Annotated in this window: 27 protein-coding genes and 2 tRNA genes; 10 read left to right on the plus strand and 19 right to left on the minus strand. The window is 72.0% G+C overall.

Annotated elements, in window-relative coordinates; translation table 11 throughout:
* Nucleotides 1–96: 96 nt before the first annotated feature.
* The 6 genes from rsrA to HYE82_RS05980 all read right to left on the minus strand — a co-directional run bounded on the left by rsrA (nt 97) and on the right by HYE82_RS05980 (nt 3,702).
* Nucleotides 97–399 carry a mycothiol system anti-sigma-R factor gene (rsrA, locus tag HYE82_RS05955; RefSeq protein WP_179172862.1) on the minus strand — a complete coding sequence of 101 codons (303 nt, stop codon included), beginning with the start codon at nt 397–399 and terminating at the stop codon, nt 97–99.
* A complete protein-coding gene (locus tag HYE82_RS05960; RefSeq protein WP_179172889.1) occupies nt 396–1,040 on the minus strand; it encodes a sigma-70 family RNA polymerase sigma factor in 645 nt (214 codons plus the stop codon). Before HYE82_RS05960 ends, rsrA begins: the two co-directional genes overlap by 4 nt.
* 291 nt (nt 1,041–1,331) lie before the next feature.
* Nucleotides 1,332–1,988, minus strand: a complete 657-nt coding sequence (locus tag HYE82_RS05965) for an alpha/beta family hydrolase (RefSeq protein WP_179172863.1) — start codon at nt 1,986–1,988, stop codon at nt 1,332–1,334.
* An 85-nt stretch (nt 1,989–2,073) separates the two neighbouring features.
* Nucleotides 2,074–2,535: a transposase family protein gene (locus HYE82_RS05970; RefSeq protein WP_179172864.1), complete on the minus strand. Its 462-nt coding sequence runs from the start codon at nt 2,533–2,535 to the stop codon at nt 2,074–2,076.
* A 54-nt stretch (nt 2,536–2,589) separates the two neighbouring features.
* On the minus strand, nt 2,590–2,727 hold the full coding sequence (locus HYE82_RS05975) for a hypothetical protein (RefSeq protein WP_218782295.1): 138 nt from the start codon (nt 2,725–2,727) through the stop codon (nt 2,590–2,592).
* A 156-nt stretch (nt 2,728–2,883) separates the two neighbouring features.
* Nucleotides 2,884–3,702 (minus strand): SOS response-associated peptidase, encoded by an 819-nt coding sequence (locus tag HYE82_RS05980; protein ID WP_179172865.1) that lies wholly within the window; start codon nt 3,700–3,702, stop codon nt 2,884–2,886.
* A 79-nt stretch (nt 3,703–3,781) separates the two neighbouring features.
* Here HYE82_RS05980 and HYE82_RS05985 point away from each other — a divergent pair, with 79 nt between their 5' ends.
* The 4 genes from HYE82_RS05985 (at nt 3,782) to HYE82_RS06000 (ending at nt 7,341) form a co-directional block, all read left to right on the plus strand.
* Nucleotides 3,782–4,495, plus strand: coding sequence for a M50 family metallopeptidase (locus HYE82_RS05985; protein ID WP_179172866.1), 714 nt, complete (start codon nt 3,782–3,784; stop codon nt 4,493–4,495).
* Between the two features lie 65 nt (nt 4,496–4,560).
* Nucleotides 4,561–5,898, plus strand: coding sequence for a 3-phosphoshikimate 1-carboxyvinyltransferase (gene aroA, locus HYE82_RS05990; protein WP_179172867.1), 1,338 nt, complete (start codon nt 4,561–4,563; stop codon nt 5,896–5,898).
* Nucleotides 5,899–5,905: 7 nt separating this feature from the next.
* Nucleotides 5,906–6,916, plus strand: a complete 1,011-nt coding sequence (gene rsgA, locus HYE82_RS05995) for a ribosome small subunit-dependent GTPase A (RefSeq protein WP_179172868.1) — start codon at nt 5,906–5,908, stop codon at nt 6,914–6,916.
* Between the two features lie 101 nt (nt 6,917–7,017).
* The gene (locus tag HYE82_RS06000; protein ID WP_179172869.1) at nt 7,018–7,341 is read left to right on the plus strand and encodes a multidrug efflux SMR transporter; all 324 of its coding nucleotides are present in this window, start codon (nt 7,018–7,020) and stop codon (nt 7,339–7,341) included.
* On the opposite strand, the gene HYE82_RS06005 is transcribed toward HYE82_RS06000, so the two are convergent.
* The gene (locus tag HYE82_RS06005; RefSeq protein ID WP_179172870.1) at nt 7,307–7,882 is read right to left on the minus strand and encodes a TetR/AcrR family transcriptional regulator; all 576 of its coding nucleotides are present in this window, start codon (nt 7,880–7,882) and stop codon (nt 7,307–7,309) included. The genes HYE82_RS06000 and HYE82_RS06005 overlap by 35 nt on opposite strands.
* Nucleotides 7,883–8,005: 123 nt before the next feature.
* On the opposite strand from HYE82_RS06005, the gene hisN reads away from it, so the two are divergent.
* Nucleotides 8,006–8,812: a histidinol-phosphatase gene (hisN, locus tag HYE82_RS06010; RefSeq protein WP_179172871.1), complete on the plus strand. Its 807-nt coding sequence runs from the start codon at nt 8,006–8,008 to the stop codon at nt 8,810–8,812.
* A gap of 260 nt (nt 8,813–9,072) precedes the next feature.
* Nucleotides 9,073–9,468, plus strand: a complete 396-nt coding sequence (locus HYE82_RS06015) for a cyclic nucleotide-binding/CBS domain-containing protein (RefSeq protein WP_179172872.1) — start codon at nt 9,073–9,075, stop codon at nt 9,466–9,468.
* A gap of 71 nt (nt 9,469–9,539) precedes the next feature.
* Here HYE82_RS06015 and HYE82_RS06020 read toward each other — a convergent pair whose 3' ends face one another.
* Nucleotides 9,540–11,009: a catalase gene (locus tag HYE82_RS06020; RefSeq protein ID WP_179172873.1), complete on the minus strand. Its 1,470-nt coding sequence runs from the start codon at nt 11,007–11,009 to the stop codon at nt 9,540–9,542.
* 146 nt (nt 11,010–11,155) lie between these two features.
* Between HYE82_RS06020 and HYE82_RS06025 the strand changes: the two genes are divergently transcribed.
* Nucleotides 11,156–11,572 carry a Fur family transcriptional regulator gene (locus HYE82_RS06025; RefSeq protein ID WP_179172874.1) on the plus strand — a complete coding sequence of 139 codons (417 nt, stop codon included), beginning with the start codon at nt 11,156–11,158 and terminating at the stop codon, nt 11,570–11,572.
* 135 nt (nt 11,573–11,707) lie between these two features.
* On the opposite strand, the gene HYE82_RS06030 is transcribed toward HYE82_RS06025, so the two are convergent.
* The 4 genes from HYE82_RS06030 to HYE82_RS06045 all read right to left on the minus strand — a co-directional run bounded on the left by HYE82_RS06030 (nt 11,708) and on the right by HYE82_RS06045 (nt 16,911).
* Nucleotides 11,708–11,781 (minus strand) — tRNA-Met (locus tag HYE82_RS06030).
* A 73-nt stretch (nt 11,782–11,854) separates the two neighbouring features.
* The gene (locus HYE82_RS06035; protein WP_179172875.1) at nt 11,855–13,714 is read right to left on the minus strand and encodes a tetratricopeptide repeat protein; all 1,860 of its coding nucleotides are present in this window, start codon (nt 13,712–13,714) and stop codon (nt 11,855–11,857) included.
* 202 nt (nt 13,715–13,916) lie between these two features.
* A tRNA-Met gene (locus HYE82_RS06040) sits at nt 13,917–13,990 on the minus strand.
* Between the two features lie 47 nt (nt 13,991–14,037).
* Nucleotides 14,038–16,911: a UPF0182 family protein gene (locus HYE82_RS06045; protein WP_218782299.1), complete on the minus strand. Its 2,874-nt coding sequence runs from the start codon at nt 16,909–16,911 to the stop codon at nt 14,038–14,040.
* Between the two features lie 134 nt (nt 16,912–17,045).
* Here HYE82_RS06045 and HYE82_RS06050 point away from each other — a divergent pair, with 134 nt between their 5' ends.
* Nucleotides 17,046–17,615: a PPA1309 family protein gene (locus HYE82_RS06050; RefSeq protein WP_179172877.1), complete on the plus strand. Its 570-nt coding sequence runs from the start codon at nt 17,046–17,048 to the stop codon at nt 17,613–17,615.
* A 57-nt stretch (nt 17,616–17,672) separates the two neighbouring features.
* On the opposite strand, the gene HYE82_RS06055 is transcribed toward HYE82_RS06050, so the two are convergent.
* The 4 genes from HYE82_RS06055 to HYE82_RS06070 all read right to left on the minus strand — a co-directional run bounded on the left by HYE82_RS06055 (nt 17,673) and on the right by HYE82_RS06070 (nt 20,966).
* Nucleotides 17,673–18,761, minus strand: a complete 1,089-nt coding sequence (locus HYE82_RS06055; protein WP_179172878.1) for a PDZ domain-containing protein — start codon at nt 18,759–18,761, stop codon at nt 17,673–17,675.
* 104 nt (nt 18,762–18,865) lie between these two features.
* Nucleotides 18,866–19,063 (minus strand): hypothetical protein, encoded by a 198-nt coding sequence (locus tag HYE82_RS06060; RefSeq protein WP_179172879.1) that lies wholly within the window; start codon nt 19,061–19,063, stop codon nt 18,866–18,868.
* A gap of 149 nt (nt 19,064–19,212) precedes the next feature.
* Nucleotides 19,213–19,674 (minus strand): molybdenum cofactor biosynthesis protein MoaE, encoded by a 462-nt coding sequence (locus HYE82_RS06065; RefSeq protein ID WP_179172880.1) that lies wholly within the window; start codon nt 19,672–19,674, stop codon nt 19,213–19,215.
* A gap of 233 nt (nt 19,675–19,907) precedes the next feature.
* A complete protein-coding gene (locus HYE82_RS06070; protein ID WP_179172881.1) occupies nt 19,908–20,966 on the minus strand; it encodes an SDR family oxidoreductase in 1,059 nt (352 codons plus the stop codon).
* Nucleotides 20,967–21,270: 304 nt separating this feature from the next.
* Here HYE82_RS06070 and HYE82_RS06075 point away from each other — a divergent pair, with 304 nt between their 5' ends.
* Together HYE82_RS06075 and HYE82_RS06080 are read left to right on the plus strand one after the other, a co-directional pair.
* Nucleotides 21,271–22,704 carry a zinc-dependent metalloprotease gene (locus HYE82_RS06075; RefSeq protein ID WP_179172882.1) on the plus strand — a complete coding sequence of 478 codons (1,434 nt, stop codon included), beginning with the start codon at nt 21,271–21,273 and terminating at the stop codon, nt 22,702–22,704.
* Nucleotides 22,701–23,237, plus strand: coding sequence for an NUDIX hydrolase (locus tag HYE82_RS06080; protein WP_179172883.1), 537 nt, complete (start codon nt 22,701–22,703; stop codon nt 23,235–23,237). Before HYE82_RS06075 ends, HYE82_RS06080 begins: the two co-directional genes overlap by 4 nt.
* A gap of 156 nt (nt 23,238–23,393) precedes the next feature.
* Here HYE82_RS06080 and HYE82_RS06085 read toward each other — a convergent pair whose 3' ends face one another.
* From HYE82_RS06085 to HYE82_RS06095, 3 genes are all read right to left on the minus strand, one after another.
* Entirely contained in the window at nt 23,394–24,149 is a 756-nt protein-coding gene (locus tag HYE82_RS06085; protein WP_179172884.1) for an AIM24 family protein, read from the minus strand.
* A gap of 17 nt (nt 24,150–24,166) precedes the next feature.
* Nucleotides 24,167–24,847 (minus strand): AIM24 family protein, encoded by a 681-nt coding sequence (locus HYE82_RS06090; protein WP_179172891.1) that lies wholly within the window; start codon nt 24,845–24,847, stop codon nt 24,167–24,169.
* Between the two features lie 20 nt (nt 24,848–24,867).
* On the minus strand, nt 24,868–25,789 hold a 922-nt coding region (locus HYE82_RS06095), incomplete at its 5' end, for an AIM24 family protein (protein ID WP_179172885.1).

The following is a 25,789-nucleotide window of genomic DNA, read 5'->3' on the forward strand; positions in this document are numbered from 1 at the left end:
CCCGGCCGCCCACAGGCCGACGCCCCCGGGGACCGGCTCCTCCGGGTGAACGAAGGGCCTTCCCCGGGGGCGTGGTCGTCCTCGGTCGCCGTCCTGTCAGCCGGCGGCGGGATCGGCGGTGACGTCGTGGTCGGGCACCGCCTGTCCCGAGCGGATCAGCTCGATCCGCCCCATCACCTTGGAGCGCAGGTCGCTCGGGACGTCGTCCGAGCCGCAGCAGCGCTTCACCAGCTTCTTCACGGCCTGCTCCAGGCCGTACTTCTCAAGACAGGGGTTGCACTCGCCGAAGTGCGTCTCGAACTTCGTGCAGTCGCTGTCCGGCATCTCGTGGTCCAGGAACTCATAGAGGTGGTCAAGCACCTCCGAGCACTCCGTCTCGTGCGGCTCTCCGCAGCTCATGAGCCCGAGCCTTTCAGGTCGTTCGACTCTCCCGCTCCCGCCGGGACCAGCCCGCGCTCACGGGCGTAGTCCTCCAGCAGGCCGCGGAGTTGACGGCGGCCACGGTGCAGTCGCGACATGACCGTACCGATGGGTGTACCCATGATGTCCGCGATCTCCTTGTACGCAAAGCCCTCTACGTCGGCAAGATAGACCGCGATGCGGAACTCCTCCGGAATGGCCTGAAGGGCTTCCTTCACGTCGGAATCGGGCAGGTGGTCGAGCGCCTGCGACTCGGCGGAACGGAGTCCCGTCGACATGTGCGACTCGGCGCGCGCCAGCTGCCAGTCCTCGATCTCCTCCGCTGCGCTGCGCTGCGGCTCGCGCTGCTTCTTGCGGTAGGAGTTGATGAAGGTGTTGGTCAGAATGCGGTAGAGCCACGCCTTGAGGTTGGTGCCCTCGCGGAACTGGTGGAAGGACGCGTACGCCTTGGCATACGTCTCCTGGACCAGGTCCTCGGCGTCGGCCGGATTGCGCGTCATGCGCAGCGCGGCCGAGTACATCTGGTCGAGGTAACCGAGGGCGTCCCGCTCGAAGCGCGCGTTGCGCTCGGCGGTCGTCTCCTCCGCGTGGCCTTCCTCGGTCCCAGCGACAGGACCCACCTCCTCCGACTGCGCGACGGCTCCGAAATCGGACCCGCTCGAATCGGAGAATAGTCGACCGTCCCGGCCGTCCGCCGCCCGGAGCGGGCTGCGCTTGGGCGCGGGGAGGACCGTCCATTCCAGACCGGCAGCCTGCGGACGGTCCTGGCCGATGACCTGGGTCATGCGCTCCCTCTCCTCCGACGAGTTCCCGTGCGTTCCGACATCCGGCACAACAGAAGCGTCGTGCCGCGCATTCCCGAGGGGGCACGTACGGTCGCGGTCTGTGTCAGGTCGCACAGCGGGCGGGCTTCAGCGGGGCAGTGCCTCCAGCCAGGCGGCGACGGCCTCGGCGATCACCGCGAGGGCCTCTTCCTGCGTCACGTCCGCCTTCTTCGGCACGGCGAAGCCGTGGTCGCCGTGCGCCACCTCGACGATCCCGTACGGCTCTGGCCCGGCCGGCGGCGGGAACTCCTGCGGGCGCCCGAACGGGTCCCGGCCGCCCTGGACCACGAGGGTGGGCAGCCCGGCTCCGGTCAGCTCCCCGGCCCGGGACCTCTCGGGCCTGCCCGGCGGGTGCAGGGGGAACGCCAGCGCCAGCACCCCGGCCGCGCCCAGTGCGGCGCCGGTCCGGCAGGCCACCCGGGCCCCGGCGCTGCGGCCGCCCGCCACCACGGGCAGTCCGGGCCGCTCCAGGGCCGGCCACAGCCCGTGCCAGCCCTCGTCGAGCACCTTGGGTGCGGCGGCCACCTTCTTGCCGGCGACCCGCCAGGGCTGCTCGACCAGGGCCACGGTGGTCCCGCGGGCGGGCAGGGCGGCGGCCAGCGCCTGCAGGTCGCGCGCCTCGATGCCGCCGCCCGCCCCGTGGCCGAGTGCCAGGACGAGCCGGGCCCCGGGCGCGGTGTGCCAGGTGATGCGGGCCTCGCCCGCCGGGGTGGGGACGCTCTCGGTGCGCGTACGCGTGGTCATGCCCCCATCCTGCCCGCCGCCGGGGTGGTGGCGCGGGGAACTGCGCGACCAGCCCCCAGCGGGCCCGCAGGCGACCGCCGGCCCATCACAGCACTCCCGCGAAGCGCTCAGGCGGGACAAGGCTAAGAGCTGCGCGGAAGACGAGTTGCACGTTCACCGAGCGCCGGTAGTTCTTGGAGCACTTCGTCTGCGACTGGTCCTCGACGGGGATGAGGGTGCCGTCCACGACCCACAGGTCCGAGCGGGACCCGTCGGGCGGTTCGAGGAGTCCGGCGACGAGGGTCGTCAGTCGGTCGATGATGCGGTGCACGGTGGCAGCGCCGACACCGAAGAGGTCGGCGAGCTGGCGGTGCGTGAGGTCGGTGCGCCATGCGATGGCGGCCGGCAGGACGTGGTTGTCCAGCAGGAGCGTCCACGGCCGCCCGCGCCGGGTCTCGGAGGGAGGAGGGCGGCGACGCGGGCGACCAGGACGAGGAACGCCTTGCCGGGGGGCGGTCCAGTGCAGCAGCGAGCGGGGCCGCAGGTTGGCGACGTTGATCTTCGACACGGACGGACGCAACAACCCACGGGGTCGCCTACTTCCCGTCCGAGAAAAGGTCGGTTAATCCCCCCGTTTCGGGTGCGCTGCTCGCCAGGCGTCGAGCCGGTCGACCGGCCACAGTGGGGTGCGGCCGACGTACACGGCCTTGGGGAAGTCGTCGCGGCTGGAGTTGAGGTTGTAGACGTGCTGGACGGTCACCTTGAGCCGGGCCGCTGCCTGACGGGCATCTTCGAAACCAGGAATAACCGAGCAACCCCGGATGAGCCGCGCCCCGTGCGCGACCACGCCGGAACGCCCGTTCCCCGCCCCGCGTGCAGTCCACAGCTCACCCTCTGGTGAATTGCGGATCAAGTCTTAGAAGAGGGTGCCCTCCTCCGGCGCGTCCAGTTCCTGCAGCAGCTCGGGGCCGTTGTTGCGCACGTTGCTCACGGCGGTGGAGACGGGGAAGGCGCGCATCAGCCCGCCCGGCGGCGGCGCGAGGAGCTTCTGCAGCGAGCCGTCGGCGTCGGTGTTCGCCGGGTCCAGCCAGGCGTCCCAGCGGTCCGGGGTGAGCATCAGCGGCATCCGGGGGTGGATCTCGCACAGGGCGCGCGGCCCGTCGGCGGGGGCGACGGCCAGCGGCGCGGTCTCGGCCTCGGCGGTGATCACCGAGCAGGTCGCCCACCAGGCCTGCGGGTGCTCGTCGGGGAGGGTGCGGTCGCGCCAGAACTCGTAGATGCCGGCCATGGCGAAGACGGAGCCGTCGGCGGGGAGCACGAAGTACGGCTGCTTGCGGGCCCGCTTCCGCTTCCCCTCGACCTCCAGGCGGCGCTCGTCGTGGGCGGTGACCCACTCGTAGTACCCGTCGGCGGGGATGATGCAGCGGCGCTGCATGAAGGGGCGGCGGAAGGACGGCTTCTCGGCGAGGGTCTCGGACCGGGCGTTGATCATCCGGGCGGCGCCGTCGGGGTTCTTGGCCCAGGACGGGACGAGGCCCCACCGAAGGACGCGCAGCTGGCGAACCGGGCGCGGGCTCGGGGCGTCTTTGAGGGGGCGGTCGAGGACGGCGTGGACCGCCTTCGTCGGCGCCACGTTCCAATCGGGGGCCAGGGTCTCCTCGGGCTCCCACCGCTCGACCCCGAAGATCCGGGCGAGGTCCTCGGGCCCGCGGCCCGCTGCATACCGTCCGCACATGGCTGTCACACTGCCATGTCGCCCCCGGCCACCGCCGGGAGGTGCCCTCCGACCCTCACCGCAAGGAGTCCGCCGCTTTATGGACAGCACCACGCCGGCCGGCCTGTGGGACCGGCTCACGGGCATACAGACCCCGCCGGCCCTGTGGCTGGTGATAGTGACGGGCCTGGCCGCACTGGCGCTCGTGGCGCCGCACCCGGTGTGGCGGGTCTCCCGCAACGCCGTGACCATCGCGCACGAGGGCGGCCACGGCCTGCTGGCGCTGCTGACGGGGCGGCGGCTCGACGGGATCCGGCTGCACTCGGACACCAGCGGGGTCACCGTCAGCCGCGGCAAGCCGACCGGCCTCGGGATGATCCTGACGGCGGCCGCCGGGTACACGGCGCCCTCGCTGCTGGGGCTCGGCGGGGCCACGCTGCTGTCGGCGCACCGGATCACGCTGCTGCTGTGGGCGGCGACAGCGCTGCTGCTGGCGATGCTGGTCATGATCCGCAACGCGTACGGGGCCCTGACGGTCGTGCTGGCCGGCGGCACGTTCGTCCTGGTGTCCTGGCTCGCCCCGGCCGAGGTCCAGGCGGCGTTCGCGTACGCGGCCGTGTGGTTCCTGCTGCTGGGCGGGGTCCGGCCGGTGTTCGAGCTGGGGGCCAAGCGGCGGCACGGCGGCGCACCGGATTCGGACGCGGACCAGCTGGGCCGCCTCACCCACACGCACCCGGTGCTGTGGCTGTTCCTCTTCCACGCCGTCGCGCTGTGCTCGCTGATCGGCGGCGCGCGCTGGCTTCTCACCCTCTGAGACCGGGCCCCGGGGCGCGGCTCGATCACGATCAGCGCCCGGGCGGAGCCACTAAAGTGGTGGCCATGACCCAGACCCCCGCGCTCCCCGCCCTCTGGCCTGCCCCGCACGCCGACGGCACCGTCCACGCCACCGTCACCGTGCCCGGGTCGAAGTCGGTGACCAACCGGGCCCTGGTCCTCGCGGCGCTCTCGGCGGAGCCCGGCTGGGTGCGCCGCCCGCTGCGCTCGCGGGACTCGCAGCTGATGGCGGACGCCCTGCGGGCGATGGGCGTGGGCATCGAGGAGACCGTCTCGTCCAGCTCCGGCGACGGCGCGGGCGGCGAGGCATGGCGGATCATCCCGGCGGCCCTGCACGGCCCGGCCACCGTCGACGTCGGCAACGCCGGCACGGTCATGCGCTTCCTGCCGCCGGTGGCCACGCTCGCCGACGGCGACATCCGCTTCGACGGCGACCCGCGGTCCTACGAGCGGCCGCTCGGCCAGGTCATCACCGCCCTGCGCAAGCTGGGCGCCCGTATCGACGACGGCGGCCGGGGCGCGCTGCCGCTGACCGTGCAGGGCGGCGGGGCGCTGGAGGGCGGCACGGTCGAGCTCGACGCGAGCAACTCGTCCCAGTTCATCTCCGCGCTGCTGCTCGCGGCCCCGCGCTTCAACCAGGGCGTGGAGGTGCGGCACGTCGGCGCGGCCCTGCCCTCGATGCCGCACATCCGGATGACGGTGGAGATGCTGCGCGCGGCGGGCGCCCAGGTCGACACGCCGGAGGCGGGTGGCGAGCCGAACGTGTGGCGGGTCGCGCCGAGCGCGCTGCTGGGCCGTGACATGGTGGTGGAGCCGGACCTGTCGAACGCGCAGCCGTTCCTCGCGGCGGCCCTGATCACGGGCGGCACGGTCACGGTCCCGGACTGGCCGCACCGCACCACGCAGCCCGGCGACGAGCTGCGCCGGATCTTCACCGAGATGGGCGGATCCTGCGAGCTGACCGATGCGGGCCTGGTCTTCACGGGCACCGGCAAGATCCACGGCATCGACGTGGACCTGGGCGAGGTCGGCGAGCTGACGCCCGGCATCGCGGCCGTTGCGGCGCTGGCGGACTCCCCGTCCACCCTGCGCGGCGTGGCGCACCTGCGGCTGCACGAGACGGACCGGCTGGCGGCGCTGACCGCGGAGATCAACGGGCTCGGCGGCGACGTCACGGAGACCGCCGACGGCCTGCACATCCGCCCCCGCCCGCTGCACGGGGGCGTGTTCCGCACGTACGACGACCACCGGATGGCCACCGCGGGCGCCGTGATCGGCCTGGCCGTCGGCGGCGTGCAGATCGAGAACGTGGCGACGACCGCGAAGACGCTGCCGGACTTCCCGAGGATGTGGACGGACATGCTCGCGGGCTCGGGAGCGTAGGGCCGTCATGCGCAGGTACGGCAAGCACACCGACGAGGACGACATCCGCTCCCGCCCGAACCCGAAGGGCAACCGGCCCCGCACCAGCAAGCGGCCGAAACACGAGGACGCGGCGGAGGGCTTCGTCCTCACCGTCGACCGCGGCCGGCTGACCTGCCTGGTGGAGGACCGCACGATCGTCGCCATGAAGGCGCGCGAGCTCGGCCGCAAGGCCGCGGTGGTCGGCGACCGGGTGTGGCTCGTCGGCGACCTGTCCGGGAAGAAGGACACCCTGGCGCGGATCGTGCGGATCGAGGAGCGCAGGTCCGTCCTGCGGCGCACCGCGGACGACGACGACCCGTACGAGCGGGTGGTCGTCGCCAACGCCGACCAGCTGGCCATCGTGACCGCGCTGGCGGACCCTGAGCCGCGGCCTCGCATGATCGACCGCTGTCTGGTGGCCGCGTACGACGCCGGGCTGGAGCCGCTGCTGGTGCTCACGAAGTCGGACCTGACGTCCCCCGACAAGATCCTGGAGATCTACGCGACGCTGGGCGTCAACTACGTGGTGACCAACCGCGAGGAGCTGGCGGCCGGCGAGGCCGCCGAGCGGGTGCGCGAGCGGCTGGCCGGCCGGATCACCGCCTTCGTGGGCCACTCGGGCGTCGGCAAGACGACCCTGGTGAACTCGCTGGTCGGCGAGGGCCGCCAGCGGGCGACCGGCCGCGTCAACGCGGTGACCGGGCGCGGTCGGCACACCACCACCTCGGCGCTGGCCCTGCCGCTGCCGTCCGGTGACGGCTGGGTCATCGACACCCCGGGCGTGCGGTCGTTCGGCCTGCACCACGTGGACCCGTCGCGGGTGATCCTGGCCTTTCCGGACCTGGTGCCCGGTACGGAGGACTGCCCGCGCGCGTGCAGCCACGACGAGCAGGACTGCGCGCTCGACGCGTGGGTGGCGGAGGGACACGCCGACCCGGCCCGGCTGGACTCGCTGCGGCGGCTGCTGGGGACGCGGGAGCGGCGCGAGGGCGACTGATCGTCCGGCGGGGTCCGGGAGGGTTTGCCGGGATCACGGTCCGGTGAATGCATAATCGCATTGAGTGACGCGATGTCACCTGACGCGGGGAGGCATTCGCCATGGCGTGGCTGCTGGTCGTCGTCGCCGGACTCCTGGAGACCGGGTTCGCGGTCTGCCTGAAGCTGTCCCACGGGTTCACCCGGCTGTGGCCGACGATCGCCTTCGCCGCCTTTGCGCTCGGCAGCTTCGGCCTGCTGACCCTGGCCCTGAAGAAGCTGGACGTGGGGCCCGCGTACGCGGTGTGGACCGGCATCGGCGCGGCCGGGACCGCGGTCTACGGCATGGTCTTCCTCGGCGACGTGGCCTCCACCCTCAAGATCGTCTCGATCGCGCTGGTCATCCTCGGGGTCATCGGCCTCCAGCTGTCCGGGTCGGCTCACTGAGCAGCCTCAGCAGCCCGAGCAGCTCACCGAGCCCCGGCTCCCGCGCCGGGGCTATGACGTACGACAGCGCGAGCCGCACGGCCAGTTCGCACCGCTGCCCCCCGTCGCCGGGTGCGAGCACGGCCGCCGCCCGCGCCCGCACCGCCCGGGCGAGCTCTGCGGGGGCGGGCGCGGGCACGCCGGGCCGGGCGTCCTGCCCGGGCGGCATCGGCAGCGTGCCGTCCCAGGAGCCGGTCAGCAGGGCCCGTACGAGGGGGCGCGCGCGGGCCGCCCGTACGGTCCACTCGGCGACCGAGGCGAGCCGGTCTCCCCCGCTGGCGGCCGGGGCGCGCAACACCCGGTCGATCCCGTCGAGGTACCAGTCGGCCTCGCGGCGCACGAGGGCGCGGCCGAGGCCCGCCTTGCCCCCGAACTCGTTGTAGAGGGTCTGCCGGGACACGCCGGCGGCGGCCGCCACGTCGACCATCCGCACGGACGGCCAGGGGCGCGCCGACAGCGCCACTGACGCCGCTTCCAGCAAGGACTCCCGTGCTGCCGGCATCGCGCCTCCCCGCTCGACTCCTCCGCCAGAGTTGACGGGCCGACAGATCCTGTCAAGGGCGCCTGTCCGGTCGCACGGTGGACGCCGCTCGCCCGCCCCCGCGCCTCCCGATACTGTTCGGGCATGCCCGAGTACGAAGATGACCTGCGCCTCGCCCTGGAGCTCGCCGACGCGGCGGACGCCGTCACGATGGAGCGGTTCCGCGCCCTGGACCTGAAGGTCGAGACGAAGCCGGACATGACCCCGGTGAGCGAGGCGGACCGGGCTGCCGAGGAGGTCGTCGGGGCGGGGATCGAGGCGGCACGGCCCGGGGACGCCATCCTGGGCGAGGAGTACGGCCTGAAGGGCAGCGGCCCGCGCCGCTGGGTCGTGGACCCGATCGACGGCACGAAGAACTACGTGCGCGGCGTGCCCGTCTGGGCGACCCTGATCTCGCTGATGGAGGAGGGCTCCGACGGGGTGTTCCGACCCGTCGTCGGGGTGGTCTCGGCGCCCGCGCTGGGCCGCCGCTGGTGGGCGGCGCAGGGCGGGGGCGCGTACGCGGGCGGAGCGCTGGGCGGCGAGCCGCAGCGCATCGGCGTGTCGAAGGTGGGCTCCCTCGGCGACGCGTCGTTCGCGTACTCCTCGCTGAGCGGCTGGGAGGAGCAGGGCCGGCTCGACGGGTTCCTGGAGCTGACCCGGCAGTGCTGGCGGACCCGCGGCTACGGGGACTTCTGGCCGTACATGATGGTCGCGGAGGGTTCGCTCGACCTGTGCGCCGAGCCGGAGCTGAACCTGTGGGACATGGCGGCCATCGCGGCCGTGGTCCAGGAGGCGGGCGGCCGCTTCACCAGCCTGGACGGGGTGGACGGCGTCCACGGCGGGAACGCGGCGGCCTCGAACGGGCTGCTGCACGACCGGATGCTCGGCTACCTGCGGCCCGGCGCCTGAGCCGCGGGCCGGCACGGGCCGGTGGGCCGGCACGGGCCGGTGGGCCGGCACGGGTCCGTGCGTGCGCTCGCGCCGCACCGGTGCGGACCCGCGGCTGCCCCGGACCGCTGCGGGCCGCGCTTGCGCCCGCACCTGCGGCCGGACAACCGCATGCGCCCTCTTGATGACCCTTCGTGGCCGTGGGAATCTGAAAATCCCCCGCTTGTGCACTTGTGAATGACTTCTCAAGCGGAGGACTCTCCCAGGAGGTGGCTCTCTTCATGCTCGTCCGTGACGCCATGAGCACCGTGATCCTCACCCTCGGCCCCGCCCACACCATCCGACAGGCGGCCTGCCTGATGTCCGGCCGCCGGGTCGGCGCGGCCGTCGTCCTCGACCCCGAGCACAGCGGAATCGGCATCCTGACCGAACGGGACGTCCTCAACTCCATCGGCGCGGGCCACGACCCCGACCGGGAGTCCGTGGGTGCGCACACCACGAACAACGTCGTGTTCTGCACCCCGGAGACCCCCCTGCAGGATGCCGCCGAGGCAATGGCCCACGGCGGCTTCCGGCATCTGATCGTCGTCGAGGACGGTGGCCCCGTGGGCATCGTGTCCGTCCGCGACATCATCCGCTGCTGGGTGCCGACCCGGCGCAGCACCGTGGCGGCATAGGCACAGGAGAACGGCGGCGGGCCGGATCCTCCGGGGATCCGGCCCGCCGCCCCCTACGGCAAGCGGCCGGTTCAGCCGCGCAGGGCCTGGACCGCGACCTCCAGCCGCTTGCCGAAGTCGCCGTCCGCCTGACGGAAGTTGTCGATCGCGCGCTCGGCTATGTCGTCACGGGAGACCTTGGCGATGAAGCCGGCCAGGTTCTGGATCAGACGGCCCTTCTCGTCCTCGGACATCAGGCGGTAGAGGTTGCCCGCCTGGACGAAGTCGTCGTCCTCGGAGTGGGCCGGCGCGGCGTGGTCGCCGGTGGCCCCGGTGACCGGGAGCGGCTGCCACAGCGGGCGGTCGGTCTGGTGCGGGCCGCCGAAGGAGTTCGGCTCGTAGTTCTTCGCACCCTTGTGGCGGCCGTCGTAGAGGAAGCCGTCACGGGAGTTGGTGCGCGCCGCGGTGGCGTGCGGGCGGTTCACCGGCAGGTGGTCGGCGTTGATGCCGACGCGGTAGCGGTGGGCGTCGCCGTAGGCGAAGAGGCGGCCCTGGAGCATCTTGTCCGGGGACGGGCCGATGCCGGGCACGAAGTGGGCCGGGCTGAAGATGCTCTGCTCCACCTCGGCGAAGACGTTCTCCGGGTTGCGGTTGAGCTCCAGCCTGCCGATCTCCATCGGCGGGTAGTCCTCGTGCGGCCACACCTTGGTGAGGTCGAACGGGTTGAAGCGGTAGGCCGCCGCGTCCGCCGCCGGCATGATCTGGACCTGCACGGTCCAGGTGGGGAACTCGCCGCGCTCGATGGCCTCGCGCAGGTCGCGCTGGTGGGAGTCCGGGTCCTCGCCGGCGAGGGCATTGGCCTCGGCCTGGGTGAGGTTCTTGATGCCCTGGTCGGTCTTGAAGTGGTACTTGACCCAGAAGACCTCGCCCGCCTCGTTGTTCCACTGGTAGGTGTGCGAGCCGTAGCCGTTCATGTGGCGGTACGAGGCCGGGATGCCGCGGTCGCCGAACAGCCAGGTCACCTGGTGGGTGGACTCGGGCGACAGGCCCCAGAAGTCCCAGACGTTGTCCGCTTCGGTCGACCCGGTGTAAGGGTCGCGCTTCTGGGTGTGGATGAAGTCGGGGAACTTGATGGCGTCCTTGATGAAGAACACCGGGGTGTTGTTGCCGACGAGGTCGTAGTTGCCCTCTTCGGTGTAGAACTTCAGCGCGAAGCCGCGGGGGTCGCGCACGGCGTCGGCGGCCCCGAGGTTGCCGGCCACGGTCGAGAACCGGAGGAAGACCTCGGTCTCCTTGCCCGTCCCGGAGAGGAACGCGGCACGGGTGTACGGCGTCACGTCGGCCGTGACGGTGAAGGTGCCGTAGGCGCCGGCGCCGCGGGCGTGCACGACGCGCTCCGGGATGCGCTCGCGGTTGAAGTGGGCGAGCTTCTCCAGCAGGAGCTGGTCCTGGACCAGGACCGGACCGCCGACGCCCGCCGTCTCGCTGTTCTGGTTGTCGGCGACCGGAGCCCCGGCCTCCGTGGTGAGCGGTCCCTGCGTCACGTGCGCCTCCTGCGTCATTGCTGCCGTGTCCTGTCCCGGCCTGTGTCTGTCCTCGGCCAATGCCGTACCCGATCCTACAATGGACTCTGTCTAATTCAAATAAGCATCCAAGTCCGTACGGGCTCGGGAATTGCACCCGGTCCCCCGCTGTTAGGCTGGTGTCCATGAGTGACCTGCTGGAACGACTTCGCGGCCGCGGATGGCGCATGACCGCACAGCGGCGCGTCGTGGCCGAGGTGCTCGACGGTGATCACGTCCACCTGACGGCGGACGAGGTACACGCGCGCGCCGTGGACAAGCTGCCCGAGATCTCCCGGGCGACGGTCTACAACACCCTGGGTGAGCTCGTGGCCCTCGGCGAGGTCCTGGAGGTCTCCACGGACCGGCGGGCCAAGCGCTACGACCCCAACGCCCACAAGCCCCACCAGCACCTGGTGTGCGCCCGGTGCGGGGCGATCCGCGACGTGCACCCGGCGGGCAACCCGCTGGCCGACCTGCCGGACGCAGAGCGGTTCGGCTTCGTGGTGTCGGCGGTCGAGGTGACCTACCGCGGTGTGTGCCCGGACTGCTCCGGCGCCTGACGACGGCAGAAAGGCCCGGGAGCGGCTGCCCCCGGGCCTTTCCCGTGTCTTCATGCAGGTCGCGGCGTGCTGGATCCGGCTTCCGGCGGAAACGGCGAAGGCCCGGATCCTGAGGATCCGGGCCTTCGCCATCAGTAGCGGGGACAGGATTTGAACCTGCGACCTCTGGGTTATGAGCCCAGCGAGCTACCGAGCTGCTCCACCCCGCGTCGGTGAACCTGACTTTACGCGAGGCCGCCCGGCAGATGCAAATCGCTTAACGAACGCGGCACCGGACCGGCCCTACACGGACAGCTCGTCGGCGAGCGCGTCACGCAGCCGGGCGGCGCGCTCCGCGACCTCGGCCGGTCCCAGCTCTATCGCGCGCACGCACCACTTCTGCCCCTCGGCCAGGTCACCGTGCCGGGCGGCGAGGAGCCCCAGGCGCAGCGCGGCGCGGCCGTGGCCGGCCACGGCCGCCCGGGTCCACCATAGGGCGGCCTCCGGCTCGTTCCCCTCGCGCGCGAGCAGCAGCCCGAGGTTGAACGCGCCGTTGCGGGAGCCGGCCTCCGCCGCCTCCCGGTACCAGCGCGCCGCCACCGCCATGTCGCCGCGGGCCGCGGCGAGCATCCCGACCCGCACCTGCGCGCGGCGGTGCCCCTGCTCGGCGGCCCGCTCGTACCAGTCCTCGCTCTCGGTGCGGGCGCCGCCGCCGACGGGCGCGCCCAGGGCCGGCGGCTCCGGCGGCGGGGCCAGCGACTCCAGAAGCGCGGCCAGCCGGAACGCGGCCTCCGCGCTGCCGCCGCCGGCCGCGCACCGCAGGTGCCGCTCGGCGGCCCGCTCCTCGCCGTCGCGCACCAGGGCGATGCCGACCTGCAGTGCGGCGTCGGTGTGGCCGGCCGAGGCCGCCCGCTCGTACCACTTCAGTGCCGTGCGGTCGTCGTCACGGCTCGCGAAGAGGATCCCGAGGTTGAATGCGGCGTCCACGCTGCCGGCCTCGGCCGCCTTCGAGAACCAGGGCTCGGCCCCGGCCGCGTCGCCGACCTGGAGCAGCATGATGGCGAGGGCGTTGGCCGCCTCGCGGTGGCCGGCGTAGGCCGCCCGCCGGTAGAACTGCTCGGCCTGCGCGGTCCGGTCCTGCGCGGCGCACAGCAGGGCCAGGTTGTACGCCCCGTTCTGATCGCCGGCGTCCATCGCGATCCTGTACCACTTCTCCGCGGTCTCGGTCTCGCCCCGTGCGGCGTGCAGGGCGCCGAGCGCGTTGGCGGCGTTGCCGTCGCCGTCCTGCGCGGCCCGGTTCCACCAGGCGATCGCGCTCTCCTCGTCCCCGGCGTCGCGCAGCAGGAAGCCGAGGGCGCACGCGGCGCGCGCCTCGCCCTGCTTGGCGGAGGTCAGGTACCAGCGCCCGGCCTCCTTGAGCTCGCCGCGGGCCTCCAGCAGCGCGCCCAGGTGCAGGGCGGCGCGCCGGTGGCCGCGCGCGGCGGCCTGCCGGTACCACTGCTCGGCCTCGGCGGGGTCGCCCTTGCGCAGGTGCCGGGCCAGGCGGTACGCGGCCTCGCGGTGGCCCTGCTCGGCGGCCTGCCGCAGCCAGCGCTCGATGCCCTTGTCGCCGCGGTGCTCCAGCAGGTCGGCCAGGGCGTACGCGCCGAGGGCGTGGCCGGATTCCGCCGCCTGCCGGAACCAGTACTCGGCGGCGGGCTCGTCCCCGCGCTCGCGGAAGTGGCGGCCCAGGGCGTGGGCCGCGGGGGCGGATCCGGCGACGGCGGCGACCCGCCACCAGTCGGCGGCCTCGTCGGGGTAGCCGCGCTGGAGCAGCAGGACGCCCAGGTTGTTGGCGGCGGCGCGGTCCCCCTCCGCGGTGGCGCCGCGCAGGTACGGCTCGGCTCCGTCAAGGTCCCCGCGCCGCAGCAGCAGGGCTCCGAGGACGCTCATCGCCCCGGGGTCCCCGCGGTCGGCCGCGACCCGGTGGCGTGCCTCCAGCTCGGTGTCGCTGGCCGTGTCGGCCTCGGCGAACACCTCCTCCGCGAAACCCGCATCGGTCAGTGGGGTCTGCGCGTTAACGACCCAAGCCTCCTCTTTGACTGCTGCATCCGACCCTGCTTCGGCCGCCCTCACAAACCGCCCTGTCTCCAGCAGAGTTGACCTGTCCCCCATATACCCCATCGTCGCATCACCTGCTACCCGCGTACACCTGGTATGTCGCAGCCTGTGAGGTCACTACAGCGTTTTGTCGACATGCCCACAGAGAGACAAGTCAAACACGGTCCCGGCCCAACTCACCCGCCCCGGCTACCTCATGCCCCGATGTATCGATCGCGGACATGACGAAGGCCCGGATCCAAGGATCCGGGCCTTCGTCTTTCAGTAGCGGGGACAGGATTTGAACCTGCGACCTCTGGGTTATGAGCCCAGCGAGCTACCGAGCTGCTCCACCCCGCGTCGGTGAAACCACCGTATCACGACGCGGGACCGAGCCATTACCGGTTTCAGCCCGCCGGCTTCGGGGCCGACTCCTTCGCCTCCGCGTCGATCGCCCGCTTCAGCGCCGCCTGGAGGTCGCTCTGCGCCTTGCCGTAGGCCGCCCAGTCGCCGGCCTTCATCGCCTTGTCGGCCTCCTCGATGGCCTTCTGCGCGTCGGCGAGGGCCGCCTTGACCGTCGGGTTCTGGGCGGTCGGCGGCGTCACCGTGCCCTCGCCCGGCGGCGGGTTCACGGGCGTCGTCGGCGCCTCGGCCCCGAAGACCACGTTCAGCGCCTTGTCCAGGGTGTCCTCGAAGGCGGTCTGGCCGCCGTAGGTCACCAGCACCTTGCGCAGCAGCGGATACTTCAGGCCGGCGCTGCGGACGTACACCGGCTCCACGTACAGCATCCCGCCTTCGAGCGGCACCGCGAGCAGGTTGCCGTACTCGACCTCGGAGTCGCCGCCGCGCAGCAGCCGGATCGACTCGGCGATCTTCGGCTCCGACTGGAACTTGCTCTGCACCTGCTTCGGGCCGTCGACTGGCTTGCTGGTCGGCAGCTTCAGGATGCGGATCTTGCCGTAGTCCCGGGTGCCCGGGTCGGCGTTGACCGCCATGAAGGCGCTGAGGTTGTCCCGCTCGTTCGGCGTGAACGTCGTGGTGAGCGAGAAGACCTGGTCCTTCTCCGTCTGGCCCGGCATCTTCATCGACAGGTAGTACGGAGGAACCGCCGTGCCGGCCTTGGTCGTCGGGTCGTCCGGGACGGCCCAGGCCTCGCTGCCGCTGAGGAAGGTCTGCGGGTCGGTGACGTGGTACCGGGTCAGCAGCTCGCGCTGGACCTTGAACAGGTCCTGCGGGTAGCGCAGGTGGTCCATGAGCGGCTTGGAGATCTCGCTCTTGGCCTTGACCGTGCCGGGGAACGCCTTCATCCAGGTCTTGAGGACCGGGTCCTCGGCGTCCCACTGGTACAGGCTGACCGTGCCGTCATAGGCGTCGACGGTGGCCTTGACCGAGTTGCGGATGTAGTTGACCTGGTTCTCCTGCGCGACCACCGCGCGCTGGCTGTTGGTCAGCGAGTCCGCGGTGCTCTGGCCCAGCGTGGTGCGCGAGGCGTACGGGTAGCCGTTGGTCGTCGTGTAGGCGTCGACGATCCACTTGATGCGGCCGTCGATGACCGCCGGGTACGGGGCCCCGTCGATGGTCAGCCACGGGGCGACGGCCTCGACGCGCTCCTTGGGCGTGCGGTTGTAGAGGATCCGCGAGCCCTCGCCGATGGCGCCCGAGTAGAGGATCTGGGGCTCGCTGAAGGCCAGCGCGTACGCCGCCCGGTTCACCGGATTGCCGAGGTTGACGCCGGAGTCGCCCTGGTAGCTGGTCTCCTTCTCGCCCTTGTCGTCCGAGTAGTCGAGCTCCTTCTGCGGGCCGCCGACGATCGAGTACTGCGTCGTCCGCTCACCGTAGTAGATGCGCTGCTCGAAGTCGGTGCCGAAGAGCCCCTTGGAGGGGAGGTCGGACTGGGTGAAGTCGGGGGCGCCCTGGTCGTCGACGGTGGTGCCCTTGGCCGCGACCACACCGTAGCCGTGCGTGTACTTGAAGTGGTCGTTGATCCAGTTGTTCTTCGGGATGCCGGCGATGTTCAGCTCGCGCAGGCCGATGACGGTGTCCTGGCCGCTGTACCGGTCCACGGCCAGCGTGGACGGGAACGCGTAGTAGCCCTTGACCTGCTGGAGCTGCTGGAAGGCCGGGGAGACGATGTTCGGGTCGAGGATGCGGATGCTGGCGTTGGTGCCGGCCGCCTGCCGCAGCTTGGCCTTGTCGTCGGTCTGCGGGACGCCCGGGTAGTCCTTCACCTCGGACTGGTCGATCCCGTAGGCGTCCCGGGTGGCCTTGATGTTCTTCTCGACGTACGGCGCTTCCTTCGCCTGCTCATTGGGCTGGACCTGGAACTTCTGCACGATCGCCGGGTACAGCCCGCCGATCAGGATCGCCGAGAGCACCATCAGGCCGAAGCCGATCACCGGCAGCTGCCAGGTGCGGCGCCACAGCGTCGCGAAGAAGAGCACGGCGCAGATCGCGGCGATGGCGACGAGGATCGTCTTGGCCGGCAGGTACGCGTTCGCGTCGACGTACCGCAGGCCGGTCCAGTTGTCGGCGGCCTTGAAGTCGCTCGACTTCACGGCCAGGCCGTAGCGGTCGAGCCAGTACGCGACGGCCTTCAGCGTGACGAAGAGGCCGAGCAGCACCGACAGGTGCCCGGTCGCCGCGGCCGTGGCCCGGGCGCCCGGGCTGGTCACGCGCAGTCCGCCGTACAGGTAGTGGACGACGACGGCGGCGATCACCGACAGGATGACGGCGGCGAAGCCGAAGCCCAGCAGGAAGCGGTACCAGGGCAGGTCGAACGTGTAGAAGGACACGTCCAGCTTGAACTGCGGGTCCTTCCTGCCGAAGGACACCCCGTTCACGTACATCAGCCAGGTCTTCCACTGGCCGGCCGCGGAGGCGCCCGCGATCATGCCGACGAGGGCGGAGATGCCCGGCAGCAGCCACTTTTTGTACGGGGCGATGCTCATCCGGTAGCGGTCGAGGCTCTGCTGCTCCAGCGACATCGCGCTGAGCGGCGGCCTGAGCCGGTACGCCAGCCAGATGTTCAGCCCCACCGCGCCCGCCATGAGCAGGCCGAAGACGGCGAACAGGCCGACCCTCGTCCACAGGGTGGTGGTGAAGACGGTGGAGTACTTCACGGAGCGGAACCAGAGCCAGTCCGTCCAGAAGCCTGCGAACATGACGAACGCCATGCCCAGGACGGCCAGCACCCCCAAGGTCATCAGGAGAGTGCGGGAGCGCCGGGAGGGGCGGCCGACTCTCATCCGTGGCCCCGAGGGGCCTGAGCCGCGGTCCGGCATCTGGAAAGCCAAGGTGCGCACCTCGAAAGCTGAGTCTGGTTACGTGTCACAAGCTGGGCCCCGATCGTAGAGCCCACTCTGAAAACTTACTGAGGCTTTGCTCAGTTCCCGTCGGCGGGTGGAAACGAGGCAGGATGTTGTCCATGACCAACGTTTCTCCCTCCCCCGGCACTCCGATGGCGGCCGGCCCGCTGACCCGCGCCTGCCTCGAGATCGACGAATACGCGGCCGGCCTCGGCTGGGACCAGCCGGCCCGGCTGTTCGCGCTGGTCGACACGGCCCGGCTGCGTCGGCAGGAGCCCCGCCTCGCGCACCAGCTCGGCGTCGACACCGACGACGCCGGCAGGTCCTCCCTGACGCCGATCGAGCAGGACAAGCTGCCCAAGGGGACTGCCCTCGACAAGTTCCTGGGCACCATCGCCTGGCCCGACGCGGTCGTCGGCTGCGCCCTGACCGTGGAGCGGCTGATGCTGCCGCCGTCCGCGGAGGCCTCCGTACCGGAGGGGCTCGGCGACAAGCAGCTCGCCAAGTGGGTCGCCGGGCACCCGGAGCGCCAGGAGGTGCGTCTGACGGTGGCGGTGCTGCGCGACGGCTCGCGCGAGTCCGCGGTGCGGCTGCGCGACAAGGACTCCGTCACCGAGGTCCTCACGGGCGCGGGCCTGGTGCCCGGGCTCGCCGACGCGCTCGCCGCGACCTTCCAGTAGGACCGGGCGGCAAGGACCGTCACGACCCGGCCCGTGCGCAGCGGGGCGGGGCGGCGGTCAGGGCTTGCCACAGAGCGGCAGCCCGGCCTTGTCCCCCTTGCCGATCTTCTCCAGCGCCTGCCGGGCTTCACCGATGGTGCCGACCTTGATCAGGGTCAGGCCGCGGGGGACGTTCTTGACGGCCGAGGCGCAGTTCTCGGCGGGGGTCAGGAAGTACTCGGCGCCGGCCTTGCGGGCGCCGATGGTCTTCATCTGGATGCCGCCGATGGGGCCGACCTTGCCGGTTTCGTCGATGGTGCCCGTGCCCGCGACGAACTTCCCGCCGGTCAGGTCGCCCGGGGTGAGCTTGTCGACGATGCCGAGCGCGAACATCAGGCCGGCGCTCGGGCCGCCGACGTCGGCCAGCCGGATGTCGATGGGGAACGGGAAGGTGTGGGCGGTGCCGGCCCGGATGCCGACGATGGCGTGGCCGTCGCCCTCCGCCTTGGCCGAGGTGATCGTGATCTTGGTCGTGCCGGCGGGCTCGCGGTGCGCCTTCTGGGCCTCTGCCGCCTCCGCGGCGGGCACGATCGTGAACTCGACCGGCTCGCCGGCCTTGTGCTTGGTGACCAGCTTCGCGACGTCCCCGGGGGCGCCGACGGGGCTTCCGTCGACGGCCCGGACCACATCGCCCGCGTGCAGCCTGCCCTCCGAGGGGCTGCCCTTGACCACGGACGCGACCACGACGCGGGTGGGGACGTCGACGCCCAGCTGCTTCAGGGCCGCCACCTTGGCGGTCTCCTGGGACTGGCTGAACTCCTCGGCGTTCTCCTGGGTCGACTGCTCCTCCGTCTTGCCGTCCGGATAGAGCGTCTCGTGCGGGACGACGATGTTGTCGCCGGACAGCCAGCCGTAGACCGCTTCGATCAGGTTCATGTCGTAGTCCGCGCCCGTGACGCGGACGGTCGTCATGTTGAGATGCCCGGTGGCCGGGTAGGTCTGGTGCTCGCCGATGCTGATGACGGCTTCACCGCGGTTGTCGCCCAGCGTGTTCCAGGTCGGCCCGGGGCTCATCTCCGAGTACGGGACCTTGATGAAGACCCCCGCGCAGAGCAGCCCGAACAGCATGAGGGTGGCGGCGAGCATCGTCGCGGTGCGGCGTGGCATGGGACCGACAGTACGGGACGGGCCTGGCGGACGGCCGCCGGGGCCGGTCCGCGGGCATGCGGGAGCCCGGGTCCGTGGAGGTTCCGCGGGACGCCGGATGAGCGTCAGACCGGGTCGGAACCGGAGTGTGCGGCCGCCTTCGCCCTGCTCGGGTCGACCTTGTCCATGGCCTCGCGGAATCGTGCGTACCCCGCGAGCTCGGATATGTCTCCCTGGGTGCGGTCGCGGGCCGCCCAGCTGCCCCATATCGCCGCTCCGATGGCGGCGAACAGCGGAATCAGCAACCACGCCAGTGATGCCATGGACGTGCCTCCCAGCCCCGTGGAAAAGGTGCCTGTCGTTGTGGCTTCAACGCTCCTGCCCGTGGGGGGGTTACGCAAATCGAGGGCGTGTTGCGCGGCCGAACGGGTGGGACAGTACTCCCCCGCACCGGCACGGCCGCGGCCGGGGGTCAGCAGGCGCCGACCCACTCCTCGGTGCCGTCCGAGAACGTCTGGTGCTTCCAGATCGGCACCTCGTGCTTGAGGTCGTCGATCAGCATCCGGCAGGCCTCGAAGGCCTCGCCGCGGTGCGGGCAGGACACGGCCACGACCACCGCGAGATCGCCGACGGCCAGGTCGCCGACGCGGTGCACGGCCGCCAGGGCCCGTACCGGGTACTTCGCCACCACGCGCTCGGCTGTGCGGCGCATCTCCGCCTCGGCAGTCGGGTGGCAGGAGTAGCCGAGCGAGTCGACGTCCGCACCGCCGTCGTGGTTGCGCACCGTGCCGACGAAGAGCGTCGTCCCTCCCGTCGCGTCGTCGCCGACTGCCTGGAAGACCTCGTCGATCGAGAGCGGGGTCTCGCGGATCGCGAGCAGCCGGATCGGGTCCGGTGCGGCCTGCTCGCCGGGGTGGTCGAAGTGCGGTGCCATGCAGCCATCGTGCACCACCGCCCTCCCGTCGCGGTATAGCCGGTTCGACCGGCTGTACGGGGCAGGGGTGTGGAGCCTCCTACAGGACCGCACCGTCGGGGTGCCGCCGGGGACGGCAGACGGAACCACACCGCCGGGCCGGAGCCGCCGCGGCGGGTGCGCGGGGCCGCGGCGGGGTCCGCGGGGCCGGTCCGGTACCCGGATCCGCGGGGCGCGCAGGCCCGCGGGCGCGGTCAGATCCCGCGCCGCCTGCGGGCCCGGCGGACCACCGCGGCGGCGCCCAGCAGCGCGACCGTCGCCCCCGCGGCGCCCGCGGCGGTGGCGTCCTTGCGCCCCAGCCGGCGGCCCGCGACCGTGTGCCGGCCCGCGACCTCCTGGAGCAGTTCGGCCAGCACCTCCTCGTTGGTCCAGCGCGGCCGCCAGCCCGCCGCGTGCAGCCCGCTGACGCTCACCACCCACGGGTACATGGTGTAGGCGAGGTCGCCCGCGGGGGACGGGGTCAGGCCGATCCGGTGCAGCCGGGCGGCCGCGCCCAGGGCCACCGCCGAGGGGAGTTCCATGCGGCGGATGCCGCTCAGCTCCTCGACCTCGTCCTGCTCCAGCCAGCCCTCGCAGCCCACCGCCAGTTCGCCCTCGACCTTCTCCAGGGCTGCGTACTCCAGGGCGCTGACCAGGTCGTCGACGTGGCAGAACTGCCAGGTCGGGCGGGATCCGGCGACCACGAGCAGGCGCGGGGACTCGAAGTAGCGGGTCAGAGCCGTGTCCGTGCCGCCGACCAGCACGGCAGGGCGGACCACGGTGACGTTCAGGCCCGGGTGCGCGCGCGGCGCCCGGCGGCCCAGCCGCTCGATCTCCAGCAGGTCGCCGACGCCCGTGGCCTCGGCGGTGGCCCGCAGCTCGGAGTCCTCCGACAGCGGGATGTCGTTGTCCGGCAGCGCCCCGTACACCATCGCGGAGGTGCACAGCACGACCCGCCGCACCCCGGCCGCGGCGGCAGCCGTCAGGACGGTCTGGGTCCCCCGCACGTTGTACGCCGTACGGGCCGCCGGGTCGGTCTCCAGATCGAGGTCCAGCGCCAGGTGGACCACCACGTCCGCGCCGCGCAGCTTCTCGGCGATGGCAGGGTCCCGTACGTCCAGGACCTGCCACAGGGCGGCGGCGCAGTCGCCGCGCCGCTCGTCGATCGCGACGACCTCTTTGACCTCGTCCGACGCGGTCAGGCGCTGCACCAGCGCGGCGCCGACCCCGGATGCGGCGCCGGTCACGGCGATCACGGGACCGGGCCGGCGCACGGCCGCCTGGTTACGCGGCTGGCGAACGCCCTCACCGTGCTCAGGGCGGTCCTCGGCGCCGTGCGGCGCTCGGCCGTGCTTATCCGAAAACTGCGGATCCGGGGAACTCACCAGGCGTCTCCAGCGGTTGTCTTCAGTGGGGACGTGTCGTAACGCGTACCCACCAGGTGATGTCCATCCTGCCGCAGCCCAGGAGTCGGCGGAGCATCGAGCCCGGAACCGGGTCCGGTGTCTACGCTGGTTGGTGTTGTGGGACCACTTGCCCGCCGGCACCCGCCGGCGGCCCTACGAGCCGAGGAAACCCGTGAGCGACACCCCATTCGGATTCGGCCTTCCGCCGGAGGAGCCGGAGAGCGGCGACGAGGGCAAGAAGAAGGGCAACCAGGGCGGCCAGGGCGGCCCGAATCCGTTCGGGTTCGCCGGTTTCGGCCTGCCCGGCGGCGCCGGCGGCCAGGGCGGTGCCGACAACCCGTTCGCCGCGATGTTCGGTTCGATGAACCCCGCCGACCTCGGCGCGGCCTTCCAGCAGCTCGGCCAGATGCTCAGCTACGAGGGCGGTCCCGTGAACTGGGACATGGCCAAGGACATCGCCCGCCGGACGGTCTCCCAGGGCACGCCGGACGGCGTGAAGGACACCAGCGTCGGCATCGCCGAGAAGTCCGCGGTGGAGGAGGCCATGCGGCTGGCCGACCACTGGCTGGACGACGTGACCTCGCTGCCCTCGGGAGCCACCACGGCCGTGGCGTGGAGCCGCGCCGAGTGGGTCGAGGCGACCCTCCCGGTGTGGAAGGAGCTCGTCGACCCGGTCGCCGAGCGGGTCGGCGCGGCCATGGGCAGCGTGCTGCCCGAGGAGATGCAGGCCATGGCGGGCCCGCTGCTGGGCATGATGCGCTCCATGGGCGGGGCCATGTTCGGCCAGCAGATCGGCCAGGCCGTGGGCGTGCTCGCCGGCGAGGTCGTCGGCTCCACCGACATCGGGCTGCCGCTGGGCCCGGCGGGCAAGGCGGCGCTGCTGCCGCTGAACATCGGGGGCCTCGGCAAGGACCTCGGCGTGCCGTCGGAGGAGGTGCGGCTGTACCTGGCCCTGCGCGAGGCGGCCCACGCCCGGCTGTTCGCGCACGTGCCGTGGCTGCGCTCGCACCTGTTCGGCGCGGTCGAGGGCTACGCCCGCGGGATCAAGGTCGACACCTCGAAGCTGGAGGACGTGGTCGGCCAGATCGACCCGACCAACCCGGAGCAGCTGCAGGAGGCCCTGCAGGGCGGCATGTTCCAGCCGCAGGACACCCCCGAGCAGAAGGCGGCCCTGGCCCGGCTGGAGACGGCGCTCGCGCTGGTCGAGGGCTGGGTGGACGCCGTCGTGCACGAGGCGGCCAAGCCCCGGCTCGCCTCGGCGGACGCCATGCGCGAGACCATGCGCCGGCGGCGTGCCTCGGGTGGCCCGGCGGAGCAGACCTTCGCGACCCTGATCGGGCTGGAGCTGCGCCCGCGCCGGCTGCGGGACGCCTCCCGGCTGTGGGCCTCGCTGACCGACGCGCGCGGCATGGACGGCCGCGACGGGCTGTGGGCGCACCCCGACATGCTGCCGACCGCCTCCGACCTCGACGACCCGGACGGCTTCGTCCACCGCGAGCAGCTGGACTTCTCCGAGATCGACAAGATGCTCGGCGAGGCGGCGGAGCGGCGTGACCAGGGCGACCAGGGCGGGCAGGCCGACGGCAAGGGCGAGGGGAAGCAGTGAGCCTCCACGAAGACGCGGTCCTCGTCCTGAAGGGGTACGAGGGCCGGGACGAAGAGCAGCGCGCCCTGAGGGACGTCTACCTGGAGCACCTCGCGGCGCATCCGGAAGGGGTCTACAAGCCCTGCCAGGCGGGGCACGTCACCGGCAGCGCGCTCGTGGTCGACCCGGAGCGGGGCCGCGTGCTGCTGACGCTGCACAAGAAGCTCGGCATGTGGCTGCAGATGGGCGGCCACTGCGAACCCGGGGACGCCACGCTCGAGGACGCCGCGCTGCGGGAGGCCGTAGAGGAGTCCGGCATCGGCTCCGGGCTGGCGCTCCTGCCCGGCGGCCCGCTGCGGCTCGACCGGCACCCGATCCCGGCGCCGTGCAACTGGCACCTGGACGTGCAGTACGCGGCGCTGGCCCCGGCGGGCGCGGTGGCGGAGATCAGCGAGGAGTCCGTGGACCTGCGCTGGTTCCCGTACGAGGAGGTGCCGGCGGTGGCCGACACCTCGGTCGTACGGCTGGTGGAGGCGGCGCGGGCGCGGCTGTGACGCCCGTACGGGCGGCTTGAGGGGCGGCTCCCCGCGCGGGGAGCCGCCCCTCTTTGCCTCTCGCCTCCGGCCCTCCGGGATGCCTCGGAAGGCCGGGATGCCCCGGAGTTCCGGGAGGTTCCGGAGTTCCGGGAGGTTCCGGAGTGGGTTCCGGGATCAGTTCCAGACGTTGTTCTGGTTCTGGCCGTGGGCGCCGTGCTGGCCCATGCCGAACTGCGCGGCCGCGCCCTGGCCGATCTGGGCGTTCTGCGGTGGCAGCACCTCGCTCGGCTGCACGAGGGCGAATCCGGTGCCCAGGAAGCTGAGCTCCCAGCCCTCGCCGGTGTTGCCTCGGCGGCGCCAGACGCCGGTGGAGTGGGTCTGGGCCTGCATCTGCACGCGGAGCGAGGTGGACCAGGCGACGATGGCGTCGGCGTCCACGTTGACGTACTTGTCGGGCGTGACCTGAATCATCAGCGGCTGCCCGGAGGTCATGAGGGCGACCTTCCCTCGGCCGGTGATGTTGAGCTGGTACTTGCCGGATCCGGAGATCCCGTACTGGCTGTCCACCGCGATGACCTCGGGGTGCAGGCTGGAGTCCATGGCCAGGACGTAGCTGCTGTCGACGGTGAGGCCCTCGTGGTCGACGTCGACGACGTGCACGTACTGGGCCAGGTTGGCCAGGTAGACCGTGCCCTGCCCGGAGCAGCGCATCAGATCGAGGCCCTCGCCGGTGCGGCTGCGGGCGTCCCGCTGGTTGCCGCTCTGGTACTCGCCGTCGAAGTCGACGATGCCCTGGTAGGCGACCATGGCGCCCTTGCGGGCGAGCACGTCGTCGGATCCGGCCAGGGTGACCCGCAACAGCTGCGGGTTCTGGACGGTGTACCGCTCCTGGGACTGCTGCTCGGCGTAGCCGAAAAGTGAGCTCTGCATGATCTGTCCGCTCCCCCTCAGCCCCGCGTCCGGAGCCGGTCGGTGCTGTCCTCGCTGGGCTGTACGACGACGATGCCCTGGCCGGAGAAGGCCATCTGGTAGGCCTCCCCGCTGCCCCGGCCGATCATCGACGAGGCCTTGAAGCTGCGCTTGCCCTTCACCTTGAGGTTCGGGGACCAGGCGACGAGCGCGTCCGGGTCGACGTACGTCTCGTCGTCGCCGCGGCCGCAGTCCACGACGATCGGGGTGCCCCGGGAGGTGATGGCGACCCAGCCGGTGCCCGCGATCTGCACGTTGAACAGGCCCTGGCCGGCGAACTTGGCCATGCCCTTGACGCGCTCGACGCCCCACTGGAGGTGGGCGTCGAAGGCGAGCAGGTTGGTGCCGTTGACGGAGAGGGCGTCGTTGTCGAGGTTGACCACGACGACGTCCGCGCCGTAGTCGGCGAGGTAGAGCAGTCCGTCGCCGGTGCACTTCATCAGCGGGGCGCCCTCGCCGGTGATCCACTGGGAGGCCATCTGGCGCATGGCCGGCGGGTTGGGCTCGTACTGGATGAAGCCCTCGTACGCCACCATCGACCCGGTGCGGGCGAAGAGGTCCTGGCCGCTCTGCATGGCGACCTTGAGCATGGCGCGGCCGTGGTTCTCCATGCGGGCCGTGACGGGGGTGGGGGCGTAGCCCGCGAGCTGCTGGTTCATTGCGTTCATGACGGGCTCCCTCAGACCTCGTACGGCTGGACGACGATGAAGTTGCCGGGAGCGCCGCGGAACTGGAGGTTCACGCTCTCCCCGCTGTGGCCGGGGTAGGCGTTGCGGCGCACCCGGACCTGGCTGGAAACGATCACCTGGGAGGCCGCCGACCACGCGACGATGGCGTTGGCGTCCGCGAAGGTGGTCGGGGTGACGGGCAGGACGACGGGCGTGCCGTGCGTCTTGACGATCACCGTGCCGGTGCCGTGGAACTGCATGGTGAACAGGGCCCCGCCGGGGATCCCGTGGCCCTCGACGCGGCGGACCTCGTACTGGAGGGACTCGTCGAAGGCGAGGACGTTCTCGGAGGAGACGCAGAGGGCGTCGCCCTGGAGCTCGACGGCGTGCAGGTGCGCGCCGTTCTCGGCGAGGAAGACCTGGCCGCGGCCGCTGCAGCGCATCAGCTGCATCTCCTGGCCGGTGGCGTTGCCGACGATGCGGCCGGCGAAGCCCGCGCCCTTGTAGCTGAAGTCGACCTTGCCCTGGTACAGGACCATGCTGCCCTGGCGGGCGAGGACGGGCTGGCCGCCCATGGCCAGGTCGACACGCATGAGCTGCTGGTTCTGCGAGGTCCAGCGGGCGCCGGTGGGCACCTCCTTGTACGGCTGCAGCGCGGCGCCGAGGCCGGGTCCGGCCGCCGCGGGCACGCCGTGCGGGGCGCCCTGGCCGGGCATCTGGCCGTACGGGGGCGGCTGCTGGCCGGGGACCTGCCCGTAGGAGGGCTGCTGCTGCCCGTAGGGGGCGGGGGTCTGGCCGTACGAGGGCTGCGGCTGCTGGCCGGGGACCTGGCCGTACGAGGGCTGCGGGACCTGGCCGGGGACCTGGCCGTACGAGGGCTGCGGGACCTGGCCGTACGAGGGCTGGCCGGGCTTGTCCCTTATACACATCTGC

The organism is Streptomyces sp. BR123 (assembly GCF_013401435.1).
GTDB lineage: Bacteria > Actinomycetota > Actinomycetes > Streptomycetales > Streptomycetaceae > Streptomyces.